The sequence below is a fragment of the Ruegeria sp. R14_0 genome, assembly GCF_017743975.1.
GTDB lineage: Bacteria > Pseudomonadota > Alphaproteobacteria > Rhodobacterales > Rhodobacteraceae > Ruegeria.
Window position 1 is genome coordinate 167513 of record NZ_JAGHRC010000004.1, and the last position, 19329, is coordinate 186841.

Annotated in this window: 18 protein-coding genes; 5 read left to right on the forward strand and 13 right to left on the reverse strand. The window is 58.3% G+C overall.

Annotated features, from left to right (window positions below):
* Positions 1-125 precede the first annotated feature (125 nt).
* Complete coding sequence (locus J7416_RS13115) at positions 126-887, forward strand: SDR family NAD(P)-dependent oxidoreductase (protein ID WP_209225245.1); 762 nt, start codon at positions 126-128, stop codon at positions 885-887.
* 9 nt (positions 888-896) lie between these two features.
* Entirely contained in the window at positions 897-1667 is a 771-nt protein-coding gene (locus J7416_RS13120; RefSeq protein ID WP_209225247.1) for a crotonase/enoyl-CoA hydratase family protein, read from the forward strand.
* A gap of 76 nt (positions 1668-1743) precedes the next feature.
* Here the strand turns inward: J7416_RS13120 and J7416_RS13125 are convergent, their stop codons facing one another.
* Complete coding sequence (locus J7416_RS13125) at positions 1744-2550, reverse strand: ferredoxin--NADP reductase (protein WP_209225249.1); 807 nt, start codon at positions 2548-2550, stop codon at positions 1744-1746.
* Positions 2551-2559: 9 nt separating this feature from the next.
* Positions 2560-2889, reverse strand: a complete 330-nt coding sequence (fdxA, locus tag J7416_RS13130; protein ID WP_209225251.1) for a ferredoxin FdxA — start codon at positions 2887-2889, stop codon at positions 2560-2562.
* A gap of 159 nt (positions 2890-3048) precedes the next feature.
* On the opposite strand from fdxA, the gene J7416_RS13135 reads away from it, so the two are divergent.
* Positions 3049-4215: an amidohydrolase family protein gene (locus J7416_RS13135; protein ID WP_209225253.1), complete on the forward strand. Its 1167-nt coding sequence runs from the start codon at positions 3049-3051 to the stop codon at positions 4213-4215.
* A gap of 68 nt (positions 4216-4283) precedes the next feature.
* On the forward strand, positions 4284-5396 hold the full coding sequence (locus J7416_RS13140; protein WP_209225255.1) for a CaiB/BaiF CoA-transferase family protein: 1113 nt from the start codon (positions 4284-4286) through the stop codon (positions 5394-5396).
* On the opposite strand, the gene J7416_RS13145 is transcribed toward J7416_RS13140, so the two are convergent.
* From J7416_RS13145 to J7416_RS13195, 11 genes are all read right to left on the reverse strand, one after another.
* On the reverse strand, positions 5391-5816 hold the full coding sequence (locus J7416_RS13145) for a MarR family transcriptional regulator (protein WP_209225257.1): 426 nt from the start codon (positions 5814-5816) through the stop codon (positions 5391-5393). The two genes, J7416_RS13140 and J7416_RS13145, sit on opposite strands and share 6 nt — an antisense overlap.
* Before the next feature lie 70 nt (positions 5817-5886).
* Positions 5887-6588: an ABC transporter ATP-binding protein gene (locus J7416_RS13150; RefSeq protein ID WP_209225259.1), complete on the reverse strand. Its 702-nt coding sequence runs from the start codon at positions 6586-6588 to the stop codon at positions 5887-5889.
* Complete coding sequence (locus J7416_RS13155; RefSeq protein ID WP_209225261.1) at positions 6581-7354, reverse strand: ABC transporter ATP-binding protein; 774 nt, start codon at positions 7352-7354, stop codon at positions 6581-6583. The genes J7416_RS13150 and J7416_RS13155 overlap by 8 nt, the downstream gene beginning before the upstream one ends.
* A complete protein-coding gene (locus tag J7416_RS13160) occupies positions 7351-9234 on the reverse strand; it encodes an ABC transporter permease (RefSeq protein WP_348540270.1) in 1884 nt (627 codons plus the stop codon). The genes J7416_RS13155 and J7416_RS13160 overlap by 4 nt, the downstream gene beginning before the upstream one ends.
* Positions 9235-9255: 21 nt before the next feature.
* On the reverse strand, positions 9256-10470 hold the full coding sequence (locus tag J7416_RS13165; RefSeq protein ID WP_209225263.1) for an ABC transporter substrate-binding protein: 1215 nt from the start codon (positions 10468-10470) through the stop codon (positions 9256-9258).
* A gap of 88 nt (positions 10471-10558) precedes the next feature.
* Complete coding sequence (locus tag J7416_RS13170) at positions 10559-11140, reverse strand: amino acid synthesis family protein (protein ID WP_209225265.1); 582 nt, start codon at positions 11138-11140, stop codon at positions 10559-10561.
* The gene (locus J7416_RS13175; protein ID WP_209225266.1) at positions 11137-11718 is read right to left on the reverse strand and encodes an amino acid synthesis family protein; all 582 of its coding nucleotides are present in this window, start codon (positions 11716-11718) and stop codon (positions 11137-11139) included. The genes J7416_RS13170 and J7416_RS13175 overlap by 4 nt, the downstream gene beginning before the upstream one ends.
* Positions 11711-12574, reverse strand: a complete 864-nt coding sequence (locus tag J7416_RS13180; protein ID WP_209225268.1) for a UPF0280 family protein — start codon at positions 12572-12574, stop codon at positions 11711-11713. Before J7416_RS13180 ends, J7416_RS13175 begins: the two co-directional genes overlap by 8 nt.
* Before the next feature lie 6 nt (positions 12575-12580).
* Positions 12581-14074: a 6-hydroxynicotinate reductase gene (locus J7416_RS13185; RefSeq protein ID WP_209225270.1), complete on the reverse strand. Its 1494-nt coding sequence runs from the start codon at positions 14072-14074 to the stop codon at positions 12581-12583.
* Positions 14064-16814, reverse strand: a complete 2751-nt coding sequence (locus J7416_RS13190) for a molybdopterin cofactor-binding domain-containing protein (protein ID WP_209225272.1) — start codon at positions 16812-16814, stop codon at positions 14064-14066. The genes J7416_RS13185 and J7416_RS13190 overlap by 11 nt, the downstream gene beginning before the upstream one ends.
* Positions 16807-17640: an FAD binding domain-containing protein gene (locus tag J7416_RS13195; protein WP_209225274.1), complete on the reverse strand. Its 834-nt coding sequence runs from the start codon at positions 17638-17640 to the stop codon at positions 16807-16809. The genes J7416_RS13190 and J7416_RS13195 overlap by 8 nt, the downstream gene beginning before the upstream one ends.
* A gap of 379 nt (positions 17641-18019) precedes the next feature.
* Between J7416_RS13195 and J7416_RS13200 the strand changes: the two genes are divergently transcribed.
* On the forward strand, positions 18020-19264 hold the full coding sequence (locus tag J7416_RS13200) for a branched-chain amino acid ABC transporter substrate-binding protein (protein ID WP_209225276.1): 1245 nt from the start codon (positions 18020-18022) through the stop codon (positions 19262-19264).
* Positions 19265-19329 lie beyond the last annotated feature (65 nt).

A 19329-nucleotide genomic window follows, 5' to 3' on the forward strand; every position in this document is an offset into this window, starting at 1 on the left:
TGCAAATGTATTATTGATCGTTCACTAATGCTGAGCCAAAGGGGTAAGCCGCATCGCGTGGTGCCGCAAGAACATCGCGTGATTTCGTTGCGTTACCGCGCCTCGGCCAAACAGGGAGACAACAAATGAAAATTGAAAACGCGCCTGCAATTGTGACAGGTGGCGCCTCGGGGTTGGGATTTGCAACGGCGGAATTTCTTGCCGCGCGCGGCGCAAAAGTAGCCTTGTTTGATTTGCCGGGTGACAAACTGCACGAGGCGGCTGAACGCCTTGGGGCAGTCGCTGCACCCTGCGATGTGACCAGCGAGCCAGAGGTGCAAAATGCACTGGAAACTGCAATTTCTGCCAATGGGTTACCGCGTATCGTGGTAAACTGCGCTGGTGTTACGCATGGGGAAAGGATTGTTGGGCGCAACGGTCCTGCCTCGTTGGACGGGTTCGCACGGACTGTGCAAATCAATCTGATCGGGACCTTTAATGTGATGCGTCTTGCGGCTGAACGGATCATGCAAAACGATCCGCTGGAAGACAATGAGCGTGGAATCATCATCAACACAGCCTCAGCCGCAGCGTTCGAAGGACAGATCGGACAGGCAGCGTATTCTGCCTCAAAAGGTGGCGTGGCCAGCCTGACCCTGCCCGCCGCGCGAGAGTTTGCCCGTTCTGGCGTGCGAGTCATGGCCATTGCGCCAGGTATTTTTTCAACTCCAATGACGGATTTGCTGCCGCAAGAGATTCAGGACAGTCTGGGGGCCAAAGTGCCATTTCCTTCGCGTCTTGGTCAGCCTGCCGAATTCGCGCGGCTGGCTGGGCACATGATCGAAAACACCATGCTGAACGGAGAATGCGTGCGTCTGGACGGCGCGATCCGTCTGGAACCCAAGTAAGGCTTTGCAATGGAATACACACATATAACCCCGGAAACAGATGGTGCGGTCGGTATCCTGACACTGGACCGACCCGCCAAGTTCAACGCGATCAATCACGGGCTGCTGTTCGAGATCGAGCATTATCTTGACACCCTTCCCGATGAGATCGGCGCAGTGGTCATCCGCAGTTCCGGCCAGCATTTCTGCGCCGGGCTGGACCTGCTGGAACACTCGATGCGGGACGCCGCAGGGGCGATGCACGAATGCCGCCTGTGGCACCGGATTTTCGACAAGATCGAATACGGTCGGGTTCCGGTCGTTGCAGCGATGAACGGCGGCGTTCTGGGTGGTGGGATGGAACTGGCCATGACCGCTCATATCCGGGTGTCGCAGCAAAACACGTTCTATGAACTACCCGAAGGGCGGCGCGCGATTTTTGTCGGTGGCGGCGCAACCGTGCGCGTTGGCCGGATCATCGGAGCCAGCCGGATGATGGAAATGATGCTGACGGGCCGCCGCTACAGCTCGGACGAGGGGTTGCAGCTGGGGCTCGCGCATTATGTCGAGCCGGATGGAGCCGTGTTCGACAAGGCGATGGAACTGGCCCGGCGTGTGACCGAGAATGCGCCGCTGTCCAATTATATGATGATGCAGGCGATCACGCGCATCAACGACATGTCAGCCAGCGATGGGTTCTTTACTGAAAGTCTGGCAGCGGCGATTGCTCAATCGTCACCAGAAGCGCGAGCCGGGATGGAGGCATTTCTGAACAAGACGGGCAAGCGGGACAATCAATAAGTCCCGAGACACGCGGGATCCGGTGTGAGAGCATTTCACCGGATCCCGGTGTCGGGCGGGGCAAGGCCCCGGTTGGTCAATCGACAAAGGCGCGTTCGACCACGAAAGTTGCAGGTTTGTTGTTCGCGCCTTCTTCCAGACCGAACCCTTCCAGCGTGGCCTTGGTATCCTGCAGCATCGCCATCGAGCCGCAGATCATCCCGCGATCCGTCTCAGGTGAGATCGGCGGCAGGCCCAGATCATCGAACACCTTGCCGGATGCCATCAGGTCGGTGATCCGACCTTTGAACGGATAGTCCTCACGCGTGAGGGTGCAGTAGTGGCGTAGATTCTCCACCATGTCGCCCACCAGCGGATCGGATCTCAGCGCCGCGACCAGTTCCTTGCCATAGTCCAATTCGCCCTGTTCCCGACAGGTATGAGTCAGGATCACTTCGTCGAACTTGTCATAGGTTTCGGGGTCGCGGATCAGCGAGGCAAAGGGCGCAATGCCAGTGCCGGTCGAGAACATCCACAAGCGTTTTCCGGGCAGAAGTGCATCATTGACCAATGTGCCGGTGGGCTTTTTGCGCATCAAAACCGTGTCGCCTTCGCGGATTTTCTGCAGGTGTTCGGTCAGGGGTCCACCGGGAACCTTGATCGAATAGAACTCGATTTCCTCGTCCCAGCTGGGCGAGGCAATAGAATAGGCGCGGAACACGGGTTTTTCTGCATTCGGCAGGCCGATCATGACGAATTCGCCGGGCCGGAACCGGAACGAAGCTGGGCGCGTGATGCGGAACTTGAACAACCGTTCGGTGTAGTGTTGGACTTGCGTGACAGTCTCGGCAAACACCCCTGCGGGAATGGGAAATTCAGTTTTGTGCGTGGTATCCAGCGACATATCGTTCTCCTATTCTCCGGGGGCTTCCGACAACAGCGCCAGTTTGCCATCCTTGCCGTTCCAATCCTCTGCGTCGGGCATGGGGTCTTTCTTTTCGGTGATGACAGGCCAGATTTCAGCGAGCCTGCCGTTCAATTCGACCCATTTTTCCATACCGTTATCAGTGTCCGGGCGGATGGCGTCGGCGGGGCATTCGGGCTCGCAAACGCCACAGTCGATGCATTCATCCGGGTGGATGACCAGCGTGTTTTCGCCTTCGTAGAAACAGTCCACAGGGCAGACTTCCACGCAGTCCGTGAATTTACAGTTGATGCAGTTTTCGGTGACGACATAGGTCATAGAGTAGCCAACTTGTTAGTATACTAATGAGTATTATTGAAGTATCGCGCCTGTCAACATGTTTCTGTACGAATGAAAATTTCCCGTTTGGCGGTACTTGACCAAAAACCGTAACAAGTTAGTGTGCTAACAATATCCGTATTGCGTCGGGAGGGCGAAATGGCAGCAAAACTGGTCATCAAAAACATCGGGCTCATGCTATCAGGAAAGATGGAAGAGCCGATCCTGGAGGCCGATTGCCTGATCGCAATTGACGGGAAGATCGTTGAATGGGGATATGAAAAGGAACTGGATTGCGAAGGTGCAGATACAGTTGTGGATGCCAATGGCGTCACTCTGGCACCGGGCTTGATCGACAGTCATATCCACCCGGTCGTGGGGGATTACACGCCCCGTCAGCAGCAGCTTCATTGGATCGACTCCACTTTGCATGGCGGGGTTACAACGCTGATTTCGGCGGGTGAGGTTCACATGCCTGGCCGCCCCAAGGATGTTGTGGGCCTCAAGGCGATGGCGATCGCGGCGCAGCGTTGGTACGAGAACTTCCGCCCTTCGGGCGTCAAGGTTCATGCCGGTGCTCCGGTCATCGAACACGGGATGGTCGAAGAAGACTTTAAAGAGATGGCCGATGCTGGCGTCAAACTGCTGGGTGAGGTGGGTCTTGGCACCGTCAAGGACGGCAAGACTGCAAAGCAGATGGTGGACTGGGCGCGGAAATACGGCATGCAATCCACGATCCATACCGGTGGGCCCTCGATCCCAGGTTCGGGGCTGATCGACGCAGACATGGTTCTGGAAACCGGAACAGATGTCATCGGGCATATCAATGGCGGTCACTCGGCGCTGCCTGACGACCAGATCATGTGTCTGTGTGAAAGCTGCACCGCCGGCCTTGAGATCGTCCACAACGGCAACGAACGCGCCGCACTTTTGACGTTGAACACGGCGCGCGAGCTCAAGCAGATGGATCGGATCATTTTGGGCACTGATGGTCCGGCGGGCTCAGGCGTGCAGCCATTGGGTATCATGCGGATGGTGGCGATGCTGTCGGCATTGGGCAACGTGCCGGCCGAAATCGCATTCTGCTTTGCCAACGGCAACACATCGCGTCAGCGTGAGCTGGATACAGGCCTGATCGAAAAGGGGTATTGCGCCGATTTCGTCCTAATGGATCAGGCACAGCATGCGCCGGGTAAAAACCTTCTGGAATCCGTGCAACTGGGCAATTTGCCCGGTGTCGGTATGACGATCATCGATGGCGTTGTACGATCGGAACGCAGCCGCAATACGCCCCCTGCGACCCGATTGCCAAACGTTGAGAGCTGATACTATTACGTTCCGAACTGTCCCCCAATAGGCCAGTCCACCGGGGAGAATTTTGAGAGGTTCAGGCCATGAGCGCACCCTTGCAGGGTTTGAAAGTGATCGAACTGGCCCGCATTCTGGCCGGGCCTTGGATCGGGCAGACGTTGGCAGATCTTGGAGCCGAGGTGCTCAAGGTCGAAAGCCCCGACGGCGATGATACCCGCAAATGGGGCCCACCGTTCATTGAACGTGATGGAGATAAAACCGCCGCCTACTTCCACGCAGCCAACCGGGGCAAAGACAGTATCGCACTGGACTTCCGGGAAGAAGGCGACCGTGCCAAGCTGTTGGACCTGATCCGCGGCGCAGATGTTCTGATCGAGAACTTCAAAGTTGGCGGGTTGAAAAAATTTGGTCTGGATTATGAAAGCGTCAAGGACATCAATCCGGGGCTGGTCTATGCCTCTGTTACGGGCTTTGGGCAGGATGGCCCCTATGCCCATCGCGCGGGGTATGATTTTCTGATCCAGGGCATGAGCGGCATCATGGATCTGACCGGCGACCCGCAGGGTGAACCGCAAAAGATCGGCGTTGCCTTTGCCGATATCTTCACCGGTCTTTACGGGGTGATTGGCATTCAGGCAGCCTTGGCCGAGCGTGAACGCTCAGGTTTGGGGCAACATGTTGATCTGAGCTTGATGGACTGTATGACTGGCGTTCTGGCGAACCAGGCGATGAACTATCTGGCTTCGGGCCAATGTCCGACACGTCTGGGGAATGCGCATCCCAATATCGTTCCGTATCAGGTGTTTCCTGTGGCGGATGGCCATATCATCATCGCCTGCGGAAACGACCGCCAATATGCCACCTTGTGCGAAATTCTGGAGTTGCCCGAATTGATCAAAGATGCGCGGTACATTTGCAATGCGGACCGTGTGGCGCATCGTGCAGAGCTGACCGAAGTTCTGACGCAGGCCTGCCAGAAGTGGTCCAAGGCTGATTTATTGACAGCGCTTGAAAAACATGGGGTTCCGGGTGGTCCAATAAACTCGGTTCACGAGGCGCTGAACGACCCGCAGATCCAGCATCGCGGGATGCAGATCAACCCTGAAGGTGTGCCGGGTCTGCGCACACCTATACGGTTTTCGAGATCCGAGTTGAGCTTGGACAAAGCTTCGGCCAAACGGCCGGCTCGCTCATGATATTTTGCGCAGAATGCGGATCAGGTTGCGCTGTTCTGCGGTTGTCAGGGGCTTCAGCGTTTCACTGGTGATCTTCTGACCCACGTCTTTCATACGGCTCACCAAAGCTTCGCCTTCTGGTGAGAGAGAAATCAGCGTTCGACGCTTATCATCCGGGTCCGGTTCTACTAAGGTCAGCCCTTTTTGCCGCAGCCGGTCTACGACCCCTTTGATTGTCGCCACATCCATTGCGGCCAACCGCCCCAACCGGTTTTGCGAGCATTTGCCCAGTTCGGCGATGCGGATCAAAGCCGCGAATTGGGTAGGGGTCAGGCCTTCAATTGTATGCGACTGGAAAATCGACGCATGGCGCTGGTTTGCCAGCCGCAAAAGATAGCCGACCTGCTCGTCAAGCGCATAGCTCTCAATGGACTTCGTCATCAACCGTCCTGCCTGTTTAGATTGTTCGTACTATAGTAAACAAAAGCGCGACTCCCACAAGGCCTGCCGGTCAAACCGCAAGGTAAGTATTGGAAATCTCGGGATTGTTGTCGAGATCCGCAAAACTGCCTTCGAACCGCACCTCTCCTTTTTCGATGATGTAGGCACGATCCGACACGATCCGGGCAAAGTGCAGGTTTTGTTCGCTGATCAAAACCGACAGCCCTTCGCGTTTCAGCTCGGCGATCACGCGGGCCATTTGCTCAACGATGACAGGTGCGATGCCTTCTGAGGGTTCGTCCAACAAAACCAACTTGGGGTTGCCCATCAGGGTTCGCGCGATGGTCAACATCTGTTGTTCCCCACCGGACAGCTGCTTGCCCAGGTTCTTGCGCCGCTCTGCCAGGTTTGGGAACAGTTCAAACAGATGCTCTTGCGTCCACTCAGGGGCGTCGGGCCTGGGTGCCCGCCGTCCGACTTCAAGATTTTCCTCAATGGTCAGGTCGCCGAAGATCCGGCGGTCTTCTGGGACGTAGCCAAAGCCAAAGCGGCATATCACGTGGGGGGCATTGCCCTGTATTTCCCGGTCGGCATAGCGGATGGTGCCGTCGATGTGGCGCACCAACCCCATGATGGATTTCATTGTGGTCGATTTCCCTGCACCGTTTCGACCCATCAGGGCAACCACCTCGTTTTCACCCACGCTCAGCGAGATGCCGTTGAGGATTTGCGCGCGGCCATACCAGGCCTCAAGGTTCTGGACATCAAGCATGGGCGCTCTCCACTTCAAAGACGGTTCCACCGCCCAGATAGACTTCCTGGACCAGTGGGTTGGTCCGGATTTCCGATCCGGTGCCTTCAGCAATCAACTCACCGCGGTTGAGAACCAAAATTCGGTGCGCATGTGCGAATACAACGTCCATATCGTGTTCGGTGAACACGACACTGACGCCGCCCTTGGCCACGATTTCTGCCGTGAGGGCCATCAGGGCCAGACGTTCCGACGGGGCCATGCCTGCGGTTGGTTCATCCATCAGTAGAAGGGCGGGTTCGTGGGCCAGTGCGATCGCCAGCTCCAACCGCTTGAGGTCCCCATAGGCAAGCTCCGAACAGGCCCGGCCTGCCTGATCCTGCATCGAGACCAGCTCGAGCAGGGCCATTGCTTTGTTCACGTATAGTCGGGTTGCCCGCGTAAACAGATCGAACACCCGGCGGTGGTGCGAGATCAGGGCCATCTGGACGTTTTCCACAACGGTCATCGACAGGAATGTCGCTGTAATCTGGAACGTTCGACCAACCCCCATGCGCCAGATCTTGCGCGGGGGATGCCCGATCAAAGCTTGCCCGCGAAGTGAAACTGAACCTGAATTGGGCTTCAGATACCCGTTCAGCATATTGAAACACGTTGTTTTACCCGCACCGTTGGGACCGATGAGGGCCAGAAACTCGCCTTCTTTCAGGTCGAAATTCACATCCTTGACCGCTTGAACACCGCCAAAGGATTTGGACAGGTTGCGCACCTCCAGAACGTTGGTCATGCCCGACCTCCTTTCAGCACGCGCAGCAGACGCTGCACGCCGCCCGCGATCCCGTCAGGTGCCAGAAGCACGACGACCAGAATGATCGCTCCGAAGATAAAGCGCCAATAGTCCAGCCGTGTGACCCAATCCTCGATCAGGACAAAGGCTCCGGCTCCAAGGATTGGTCCGGCCAACGCGTGGATGCCGCCCAGCAGTACCATGATCAGGCCATCAATGCTGAGCGCGATGCTCAGGCTATCCGGAAAGACGCTGCCTTTCGAGAATGCAAAGACCACGCCCGCCAAACCGGCAAAACCACCGGCCAGCACAAAGCCCATCCATTGATGAAACCGTGTGTCGATGCCAATCGCTTCGGCCCGGGTCTGGCTGTCGCGGATGCCGCGCAGGATATACCCGAACGGAGAGAATGCGACCCGTCGCAGAGCCCAGATCCCACCGATGCACAGGACGAAGGCGATGTAGAAATAGACCTTGTCCGCGCTGGCCCATTTGGCTGGCCAGACGCCAAGGATGCCGTCATCCCCGCCGGTGAACTCCTGCCATTGAAAGGTGACGCCCCACAGGATTTGTGCCGCCGCAAGTGTCAGCATGGCAAGGTAGACACCGGACAATCGCACGCAGAACCAACCGAAAAACAGCGCGGCAAGGGCGGCGCAGATCGGGCCGAACAACATGGCAGAAATCATTCCCAACCCAAGGAACTTGACTGCCATCGCGGCGCCATAGGCTCCGACGCCGAAGTAAGCGGCGTGGCCGAAGCTGACCATCCCACCGACGCCCATCATAAAGTGCAAGGACACTGCAAACAGGGTTGCGACCATAACATCGACCATGAGGACCGAAGTGAAGTCGGCGGTGAACAGAGGGCTGAGCGCAAGAACCAGCAGCGCCGCAACCAGTACCATTGCAGACTTTTGATCCATCAGCGCCAGCGGTTGCTCGGGCTCTTCCGGCGCGCCTTTTTCGCTGCCGGGTTTGCCAAACAGGCCGTGCGGGCGGAAGATCAGGACAATCGCCATGATGATGAAGGGAAGAACGATCGAGATCTGAGGGAAGATCAGGATGGCAAAGGCGTTCAGGACCGAGATCAACACGGCTGCCACAAACGCGCCCGATACGCTGCCCATGCCGCCGATCACGACGACCACAAAGGCCTCGCCAATTATCGACAGGTCCATTTGCAACGAAACCGCTTCGCGCGGGATTTGGAGCGCGCCGCCCAATCCGGCCAGAAAGGAGCCCAGCACAAAGGCGGCCGAGAACAGCCAAGCCTGATTGACGCCAAGCGCTCCGACCATCTCTCGGTCCTGGGTTGCGGCGCGGACCAGAACGCCCCAGCGTGTTTTATGGAACAGCAACCAGATGGCCAGCAAAACAACCGGGCCAATGGCGATCAGGGCAAGATCGTATTCCGGGATCGGTTCGCCCATGATGCGAACGGCGCTATCCAGTCCTGGCGCGCGCGGCCCCAGCAAGTCCTCGGCGCCCCAAATGGCCAGGGTAGCATCCTGAAAGATCAGAACGACGCCAAACGTGGCGACCAGTTGGAACAGTTCGGGCGCGTGATAGATGCGTCGCAGGATGGTCAGTTCGATCGCAAGACCGATCAGCCCGACAATGGCAGCGGCCAGAATGACGCTGAACCAGAAGCCAAAGATACTGCCGCTCCAAAGTGTGACCAACGTATAGGCGAGGTACGCACCCACCATGTAGAATGACCCGTGGGCAAAATTCACGATCCGCGTGACGCCGAAGATGATCGAAAGACCTGAGGCGATCAGGAAAAGCGAAGACGCATTCGCCAGTCCGGTCAGAAGCTGTGCAAAATAGAACCCCATCGGGCCACCGTCCCTTTTTCGTTTTATGCGGCGGGGCATGAACTGCCCCGCCGGGTCGGCTCATTCCGCCGGACGCAGGGCCGCAGCCTCGTCTTCGCTGGGCAGGTAGTCCGCACCATCGGCATAGGCCCAGTCCACCATCACGGGCTTGCCATCAACCATGCCGGTCTTGCCCACATAGGCGCCCATGGTCGACTGATGATCCGCTGCACGGAACGTGAACGGCCCGGTTGGGCTGCTGTCGATAGCCAGCCCCTCCATGGCCGCCAGCAGGGCATCCGTATCGGTGGAGCCTGCCTTTTCCAAGGCTGCGGCAATGGCGAGGATCGAGTTATAGCCCACAATGGAACCGGTCTTGGGTGCTTCGCCGAATTTTTCGATATAGGCGTCGGCAAACGCCTTGTGCTCATCCGTGTCGATGTCGGTCGATGGATAACCGGTCACAATCCAACCCTCAGGCGCTTCGGCCCCCAGCGGGTCCAGATATTCGGGCTCACCCGTCAGCAGAGACACCACATCGCGGTCTTCGAACAGGAACCGTAGCGAGCCTTCGCGGACAAACTTCGCCAGATCACCCCCAAACGTCACATTGTAAATTGCATCGGGTTTAGAGGCTTCAAGCGCGCGAACGGTCGACCCGGCGTCGATCTTGAAGACCGGCGGCCATTGTTCTTCAACAAACTCCACGTCCGGGCGCAGCTTGGACAGTTCGGATTTGAACGCCTTCACAGCATCCTGACCATAGGCATAGTTCGGCGCGACTGTGGCCCACTTGACCGCGTCCAGCTTGGCCGCTTGTTCGGCCAGCATCGCGGCTTGCATATGGGTCGAGGGGCGCAGGCGATAGGTGTATTTGTTGCCCTTGGACCAGACGATAGCGTCAGACAGGGGTTCCGATGCCAGGAACAGAACCTCTTTCTGCTTGGCGAAGTCCGAGACCGCCAGACCGATATTGGACAGGAAGGTGCCAAAGATCAGAACAGCCCCGTCTTTCGAAACCAGCTCTTCGGCGATCCGGATAGCGGTCGCCGGGTCGCCGGTATCGTCACGGCTGATTACCTCAAGCTGTTTGCCATCGATCCCACCTGCGGTGTTGATTTGTTCAACGGCCAGCTGCCAGCCTTTTTTGTAAGGCTCGGTAAAGGCGGGCAGGCGGGTGTAGCTGTTGACTTCGCCCAACACGATTGTGTCTTGGGCAAAACTGGCCCCTGCCGAAATTCCGGCCAGAGGCAACGCCGCAAGCGCACCCAGGACCGTGCGTCTGATCAGATTCATATCAAATTCCTCCCAATGATCATTTTTCACGGCCAGTTATCCCGGCTTCTTAAAGTATTGTCAGCCCCAAAGAGCGCACCTTACGCATTCAGCGCAGGCCGTCCTTGCCTTCTGCCTCATCGGTGGTCAAACCGCCGACACGCGGCAACGGTCTGCCACTGTCTGTAACAGCAACCGCAACCATGATTTCGTTCGCGCGGGGTGCGTCGTTCAACTGCACCTCAATCCCATCAAAGTGGCTGCGCACATAGGCGGCGTCCTTGTGGCCCAGCGGCACGTCCAGAACCTGTCCGGGGCTGCCCATTTTTTTCGAAGAGGGCACCAGTGCGGCCCCTTTTTCGACCTCTTTGCGCAAGGGGGCACCGAGTTTGGGGTGCAGGATGGCGGCGGCATGTTCCAACTCGCCATTTTCTCCGACCATGGCCGATTTGCCATAGCTTTCGGCTTGTTCCGGGGTGATGCCAAGAGCCTCGACACAGCGGCGCCCCAGCAAAGCCCCCAGTTCGGCCCCTGTGTCCATCAACGGCGTCAGGTCTTCGACATATTGCCCGGCAAAGGGGTTCTCGATCACCGCAACGGCCACGGCCTTGCGGGTTGCAGGTGAGATCTCACGGCCCGCCTCAATATGGGTTTCTTCGATGTTGACGGCGATTTTGCGGATCTTTGTCATCGTAGACCGTCCTCTCCTTTGATGTCCCAGGCCTCTAGCCCTCCGGACCGGGAATGCACCCGCGGTCCGCTTGTCATGACCAGTGCAAATGCCAACTCGCCCGCGCGGGGGGCGTCGTTGCAACCGACCTCCATACTGTCGAAATGGCTGCGCACGTATGAGGCATTGATATGTGTGATCGGCACGTCCAGCCGCGCGCCAACACCGCCAACCTTCTTGGACGACGGCACAATCGCGTTGGCTGTGCCCAGCAACTGCCGCATCGCATAGCCGCCGGGGGCGTGCCACAGGGCACCATGCTCCAGCTCGCCACCTTCACCGACCAAAGAGCCCTTGCCATACCCTTCGACGTTCTCAGGCCCGCCCAGCATGTCGATCAGGGTTTGCGCAAGCTCCAGCCCCAGCGGTCTTAGGTCTTCCATGAAGCCCTGAATTTCAGGCTCATACCGGCCTGCAAACGGATTGGCGATCACGGCAAGCGCCGCCACACGTTGCAAGGGCTTTTCAGAGGCCGGCCCCCCCTCGTGATAAATCTCTTCAAGCGAAAAGAGTTTCTTTCGCAGGTGAACGTCAGGCATATTCTGAAACCTTTTGAGTGGAGGAGGTCACCAGTCGGGCGGCACCCGTTTGGCAGGATTGAGACCCAAGCGACAGGTGCGCAGCGGTGATCAACCCCCGCGCTTGCATGTCCTTGGCGATATTCAGGCCGCACGACAGGGCTTTTTCGATGTCCCCGGCCGAGAGCGGTCCGATTGAAACGGGTACAAGCAGCGCGGCCAGATCACTGTCATCGCGCAGCTCTTGGGCCGGTCGGCGGGCGATCGCGGGATGGCCTGGCAGATCGACCTCGTTTGCAATCAGCGTGGCGGCCACATCCGCCATTGCCGCCGTCCGGGCCAGTACGGTGACACTGTCTGCGATTCCGAGGCTCAGGCTGCGCCCGCCGCGACCGGACGTGGCGATGCCGCCGATCCCATCCCCAGCGGAAATAGCAATACGGCCAAGATCGTGCCCGTCAAGATCGCTCATGGCGAGGTGGAATTTCTGGCCCGGTCCCAAGTGCATGGCAATATCGCCACCGTTGTTGACCGAAGCGCGCACAAGCGGGGCAGCCTGCACCATTGCTGCCAAAACTTCATCTGCGACTGCACCCGCGACGGCGGCCATGCGAGTGACAAATACACTCGAATGCGGGCGCACTGCCGTATCCATGCGCCGTGCCACAGGCCCTAGCGGGTACGGACTGTCCGGAGCCATCGGCGTTTTCAATAGCGCAAGCTCGTCCACCAATCCCTGCAGTATGGTCTGGAACCGAGCCTTTGCCGCTTCAAAGGCGATCTCTCGCGCACCCTCCGCCTCGACGATCAGGTCGATGGGGCCATGTTGCAGGTGCAACCTGCGACCACACGGCAATATGGCGGATGAGGGATGCAACGGACGTTAAGCTCCTTTTGCCCAGCGGTAATTGGTTGATGCCATGGGATTCAGCTGGTTCTGGAACTGATCTACTTTGCGGGTCTCGCCCGAGACCACCTCAGCGACCGGCTTGATCTCATCCATATGCCCGCCCAGTGTGCCGTAGTCGCTGACGCGCATCGTGAACTCGATGGGGGCGACAAGTGCCGGGGTGGGCACGTATCCGAAAGAGCCTGTCGGCATGTCCATTACATCCACCATCACAGTGATGCCGCCGCCGGGCCAGACATAGGCCTCGGCCCCGCCGCAGGACACAAAGGTCAGCGAGTCCTTGACGGATTTCGTCAACCGCACGGGGTTTTCGGTAACGCCCGCCCGCAGGCTGCCGCCCGCGCCGCCCATGAAAAGGACCGAACAGACGGAAGGCTCACAGTTTTCAGCAATGAGTTCGGCCGATGCCTTAAGCGCTGCGGGTATTTCGGCCGCTTGCGGTCTTAGATCGGCGTTCAGCTCGAAATAGCCGTATTGTTCGCCCGTGGTCGACACCATCAGCAAGCTCATGCCTTCGCGAGCGAATTTCGGGTTGAAATCGCCCAGAATTTTGAGGGGGTCTTCGATGTCCGTACCGCCCCAGCCGGTGCCGGGTTCAGCCACCTGAAAGTAACGTCCGGGCGTGGATCGCCGCCCATTGATCTTGATCCCAGTAGGTTCGACATCCAGCATCTTGCCTGCCTGGTGTTCGGACAGAACGCCGGTGATGTGATCGTCCACAACAACCACGTCATCCACATGGTCGACCCATTGCTTGGCGAACATCCCGATCGTGGCCGACCCACAGCCGACCCGCATCAGCTTTTCTTCGACTCCGTTTATGATCGGCGCTTTCCCGGCCTGAACCACAACCGTGGTGTCGTGGCCTTCTTCTCCAATCACTATCTCTACAGCCTCGCGGTTGCATAACCGCAAAAGGGCGTCACAGGTCACGCGGCCCTCTTTCTTGGTGCCACCGGTCAGATGTTCAACGCCACCCAGCGACAGCATTTTCGAGCCGTATTCTGAGGTCATGACATGCCCGACAGGCTCACCATCCACTCGGACCACGTCGCGTTCGTGGCCGATATGGCGGTCCGTATCGATCTTCACCTTGACGCCGCAATACGAGAATATCCCTTCGGTCACGACGGTGACCATGTCTACGCCTTCGATGTCCTGACTGACGATGAAGGGGGCGGGCTTGTAGTCGGGATAGGTTGTTCCCGCTCCGACCGCAGTGACGAACGGGCGCGTCCCCTGCACGATATCGCCGTCCCAGTCCTCGGGGTCTTTGCCATCCTTCAGAAACGGAACAAGCCGCCCATCCTGTGCGCTTTCGATGATCGTCAGCGGGTCCAGCCGGACCAGATCACCCCCGTGATTGGCATAGCGATCACAGGCCCCGGCTTTGCCATCCGCGATGTAGCACATCACCGGGCAGGCGTCGCAGCGGATCTTCTCCGGCTGTGCGCGTTCAGTTGGCATCTGTTTGTTCCTTGATTGCCGCGCGTAGTTTGGCAGGTGTGGCCGGGCCTTGTGTCAGCCGGACGCCACAGGCGCGTTTGATTGCATTGAAAAGCGCCGGAGCGGTCGGGATCAGCACATGCTCTCCCAGACCTTTGGCGCCATAAGGGCCGTGGGCGTCTTCTTCCTCGATGATCAGGGTCTCGATCGGGGGGATGTCGCCGATGGTCGGGATCAAGTAGTCGTGCAGGTTCTCGGTGCGGCCGGGCAGGTATTCCTCCATCAATGCCATGCCTAGGCCCTGCGCAATGCCGCCCTGCACTTGACCCTCGACCAGCATCGGGTTGATGGCTTTGCCCACGTCATGCGCGGCCACAAACTTGATTGGCTTCACAGTCCCCAACTTGATGTCCACTTCGACCACGGCCAGATGCGCGGCATATCCGAATTGCGCGTACGGCACGCCCTGGCCGTTTTCGTCCAGCGGTTGCGTAGGCGGGTCATAGGTTTCTTCGGCGCGCAGGACATAGCCTTCGGCATCGGGGGTCAGCGCGGACAATTCAATGGTGTGGGTCTGTCCTTTGTCGCCCACGGTGATCGCCGCTGCATTCAGGGTGATCTTGGCATCCGGGCCAGCATTGACACGGGTGAGGATTTGCGCCCGCAACGCCTCACCCGACAAACGCGCAGCGTTGCCCGAAACATAGGTCTGGCGCGAGGCCGAGGTTTTGCCCGCGTCTGGCGTTACATCCGTATCCCCACCGATGATTTCTATTTGGCCAACCGGGACGCCAAGTGCGGTGGCAAAGATCTGAGTGATCACGGTGTTCGCGCCCTGGCCGATATCCATCGCGCCCTGGTGCAGCACCAATGTTCCATCCGCCCTGATGCCCGATTTGATAGTCGATGGATTGGGCAGCGAGGTGTTTCCGCACCCGTACCATCCTGCCGCCAATCCAACACCGCGTTTCAATATGTCGTTTTGGGCATTGAAAGCTGAGGCCGTGTCGTTTTCCTCGACCCATGCAGGGCGAAGCGCCTCGAGACAGGCGCGAATGCCGACGCCTTGGTCAAAGACCTGACCGCAAACTGTGGGCACGCCGCTTTCCAGAGCATTTCGGATGCGGAAATCCAATGGGTCGATATCCAGTTTGTCGGCCAGCTCGTCAAACAAGCTTTCCTGCGCGATCGCCGATTGCGGGACGCCAAAGCCGCGGAATGCGCCGGATGGAGGGCAATGCGTGTGAATGCCCTTAGCCTCTGCGCGGTAATCGGTAATTCTGTACGGCCCCGAAGCATGCACTGGCACCCGGTTGGCCACTGTCGGCCCCCAACTGGCATAAGCGCCAGTGTTAAACAGCCCGTCAAAGATCATCCCACTGATCGTGCCATCCCGTGTCGCCCCGATCCTGACCCGAAGGTCTGAGGGGTGGCGTTTGGTTGTGGACTGCATCGACTCCGTCCGCGAATAGGTCAGCCGCACCGGCTTGCCTGTTCTGAGCGCCGCCAGCGCCAGATAGGGTTGAACGGACACATCCAGTTTCGACCCGAACCCACCGCCGACGCCGGTTGGGATAATGCGAATCTGGTCGCGGGGCATTCCCAGTATGATCTCAAGCGCGTCCAGATCCATTACGGGGGCCTGCGTGCAGGCATGTACTTCGACCCGGCCATTGACCATCTCAGCGAAGCCTGCTTCGGGCTCGATATATCCGTGTTCGACAAAACCCGAACGAAAGTGACCTTCGACAACGAGATCGGCATCGGACAATGCCCTTTCTGGCGCGCCGCAGGTCACGAAACCGCCGCACATCACGTTGTTGTTGCGGTTTGGATGCAGTTGCGCGGCCTCGGGTGCCTGGGCATCATGCGATTCCAGCACAGCAGGCCGTTCGTCCCAGGTGACCGGGAACGTGGACGGGTCAAAGGCTGCAACAAAATCGGGCAGGGCGACGATGGCGGCAACTGCCTCGCCCCGGAACCGGGCCTCGGCTTCGGCAAACACCGGTTGATCCGCGAAATCCGGAATGACGCCAAAAACGTTCCGACCGGGAATATCCGCTGCAGTCAGAACGGCCTCGACACCCGGAATGTCTTTGGCCCATGCCTGCAGATCACCAAATCTAAAACCAGCGCGGTGATGGGGTGAGCGGATGACAAAGACTTCAAGCGTTCCGGCGGGGGCAACGTCATCGCCAAACTGTTCCGCACCGGTTACCTTGTCTTGCCCGTCGACGCGCCAGATACCCTCTCCGGCGTGGCCCTTTGTTTCCGTAGGCTGGGTGGCCGCACCGGCCGCAACAACTGCGTCTATGATCTTGCGATACCCGGTGCATCGGCACAATACCCCGCCAAGGGCATCCTGAACTTGTTCTTGGTCCGGCTGAGGCACTTCACGCAGCAGCGCGACCGCAGCGGTCAACATGCCCGGTGTGCAAATCCCACATTGCGCCGCGCCGTGGCTCTGAAAGCTGTCGGCCAGATGTTGGGCGATCCGATCTTCTTTAGTTAGCCCCGCGACCGTTTCCACCGACCGCCCGGCAGCTTGCTGCGCAGGCACAAGACACGCACAGACCGGAGCACCATCAAGCAACACCGTACACGCACCGCAATCGCCCGCATTGCAGCCGATCTTGACATCGCGGGTATCCAGCCGTTCGCGCAACATCTCCGACAGGCGTTCACCGGCGCGTGGAACAGCACTGACGGGAAGCCCATTCAGAGTGAACTGTGTCGTGATCTCGTCCGCGCGCTTATCCATGACGTTGGCTCGCCTCTTTGATGGCCCGCAGGCATTGTTCTGCAACGGCCTCAAGCCGGAATTCCGCGTCGCCACGCACGTCGTCAATCGGGCTGAGCGGCGCCAAATGACGGGGCGAGATTTCTACGGTTTCGGGGTTTTGCCCGATCAGTTCTGTTTCGAGATCTTCCAACCGTTGCGCAACAGCCGAGGCCGCGCCCACCGCGACCCGCGCATCCGAGATACGACCCTGCGCATCGATGTCGATAATGGCGGCCGTCATCGTGATTGAAATAACCAGATAGCGCCGCGCGCCCAGCTTTTCGAAGTGACCGATGGCCCCGTCTGGTGAGGCAGGCAGATAGATCGCGGTCACGATCTCATCGCTTATGCGCTGCGTCTGCCGTACGCCTGTGATGAAATCCGACAGCGGAACCTCGCGGAACCCGCGCGCAGAGCCGAGTTCAACGGACGCGTCAAGCGTCAACAGGGGGGGCACACCATCAGCGGCTGGCGAGGCATTACACAGGTTGCCGGCAATCGTGCCTCTGTTCTGTATCTGTAGGCTGCCCACTTCGAGAGCAGCCATTTGCAGTCCGCGAAACGCCTCGGGCAGCTCAGTCCGCGCAATATCCGTCCAGCTCGTCGCGGCCCCGATTTTCCAGCGGTTCTCACTGAATTCGATTCCCGAAAGACCGGCGATGCGAGTGACGTCCAGTATGTCAGTGTGCAGTTCATGACGGTGTCTGGACGGGAAAAAGTCAGTGCCACCAGCGACAACCGCCAGGTCATGGGTGGTCAGCAAATCGAACGCATCGTCAAGCGTGCTGGGCGTTAGATACCGCAAAGTGTTTCTTCCTGCAGAGAAATTTCTCGTTAGTACACTAATGGTATTACGCGACTAAAAAAAATGTCAACGATTTGTTTTACCGGATTTCTGTTGACGGTCGGCAGCAAGGCGAGTTCGGAGCAAGAGCGCCCTAACCTCAAGTTGCCATTTATTTTCAAAGGGAAATTCCGGTCTCCGTGATCATGACGGAGCAGTTTGAGCAAAGATTCATCACTCTGCGGGATTTGTTTTCACAGTGGGTCAGAAGTTTTCTGAATTTGCAGTAATTCGTTGACACACTAACAAACGCCCTTGAATATAGTGATCGATCACTCACCTTGATGTGGATCGATTGGCAGGCTGAAACCCACCGCCTGGTGTCAATAGGGAGGAAGAAATGAAAAGACTGAACTTTATGATGGCGACCGCGCTGGCTGCAGGTTTGATCGCAGGGGCCGCAGCAGCGCAAGAGAAAGTGCGAATCGCATTCATCGACCCGCTTTCCGGCCCATTCGCGACGACTGGCACGCAGGGGTTGTCCATCTATCGTCACACAATCAAAGAACTGGTGAACGAGCCCGGTGCGCTGCTGGATGGGCAGGCCGAGTTTGAAATGGTGCCTTTCGATAACAAGATCAGCGCCAAAGAATCCCTGATCCAGCTGCAGGTTGCGATGGACCAGGGTATTCGCATCATCGCGCAGGGCGCGTCATCCGGCGTCGCCAGCGCGTTGACCGAGGCCGTTGCCAAGCACAACCGGCGTAACCCGGATGACCCGGTCATCTTCCTCAACCACTCGGCCGTTGATCCGGCATTGACGAATGATAAATGCCAGTTCTGGCACTTCCGGTTCGACGCCAATGCAGACATCAAAATGGACGCGCTGACCGACGATATCGCTGCCAATCCTGAAATCAAAAAGGTCTATGTCATCGGGCAGGATTATTCCTTTGGTAAGGCGGTCGCGTCCGCTGCTCAGCGTTTCCTGAAAGAAAAACGTCCTGACATCGAAATCGTCGGAAACGAGTTGCACCCGATTGGGAAAGTCAAAGACTTTACACCATATGCGCGCAAAATCGTTGGTTCGGGCGCCGACGCCGTGATTACCGGCAACTGGGGCGGCGATATGGTTGGTCTGGGCAAGGCCGTGATGGGTGCTGGTTTTGATAAGCCGATTTACACTTATTACGGGGCAACATCGGGCATTACGGCCGCGTTCGGTGAAGAAGGCGATGGCATCGTCAAACTGGTCGGCGCTGGCCAGGTGAACCCGGCACCGTCTCCGGACGCACAGGCGTTTATCGAGTCTTTCTATGAAAGTTTCCCGGACCTGGACTTGGGGCAGCCTCAGATGGCGAATGTCGCGCCGATGCTGGCCGCCGCAATCAACGAAGTTGGAAATGCTTCCGATATCAAGGCGATCGCATATGCGCTTGAAGGTATGGAGCACGACGGCATCCTCACCGGCAAAACGGTCATGCGTGAAAGCGACCACCAGGCGATCCAAACGGTGACCGTTCAGGGCCAGACGCCGGGCGTCACGTTCGAGTATGACAAGTCAGGCCGTGGCATGAATGCCCAGACCATCGTCGAGATGGCGTCCAAGGACTCGGCCACGACATGCGAAATGAAGCGTCCATAACCCTTTGACACATCTTGCCGGGCCTCAGGCGACTGGCGGCCCGCAAGACCACCACTCTATAAATG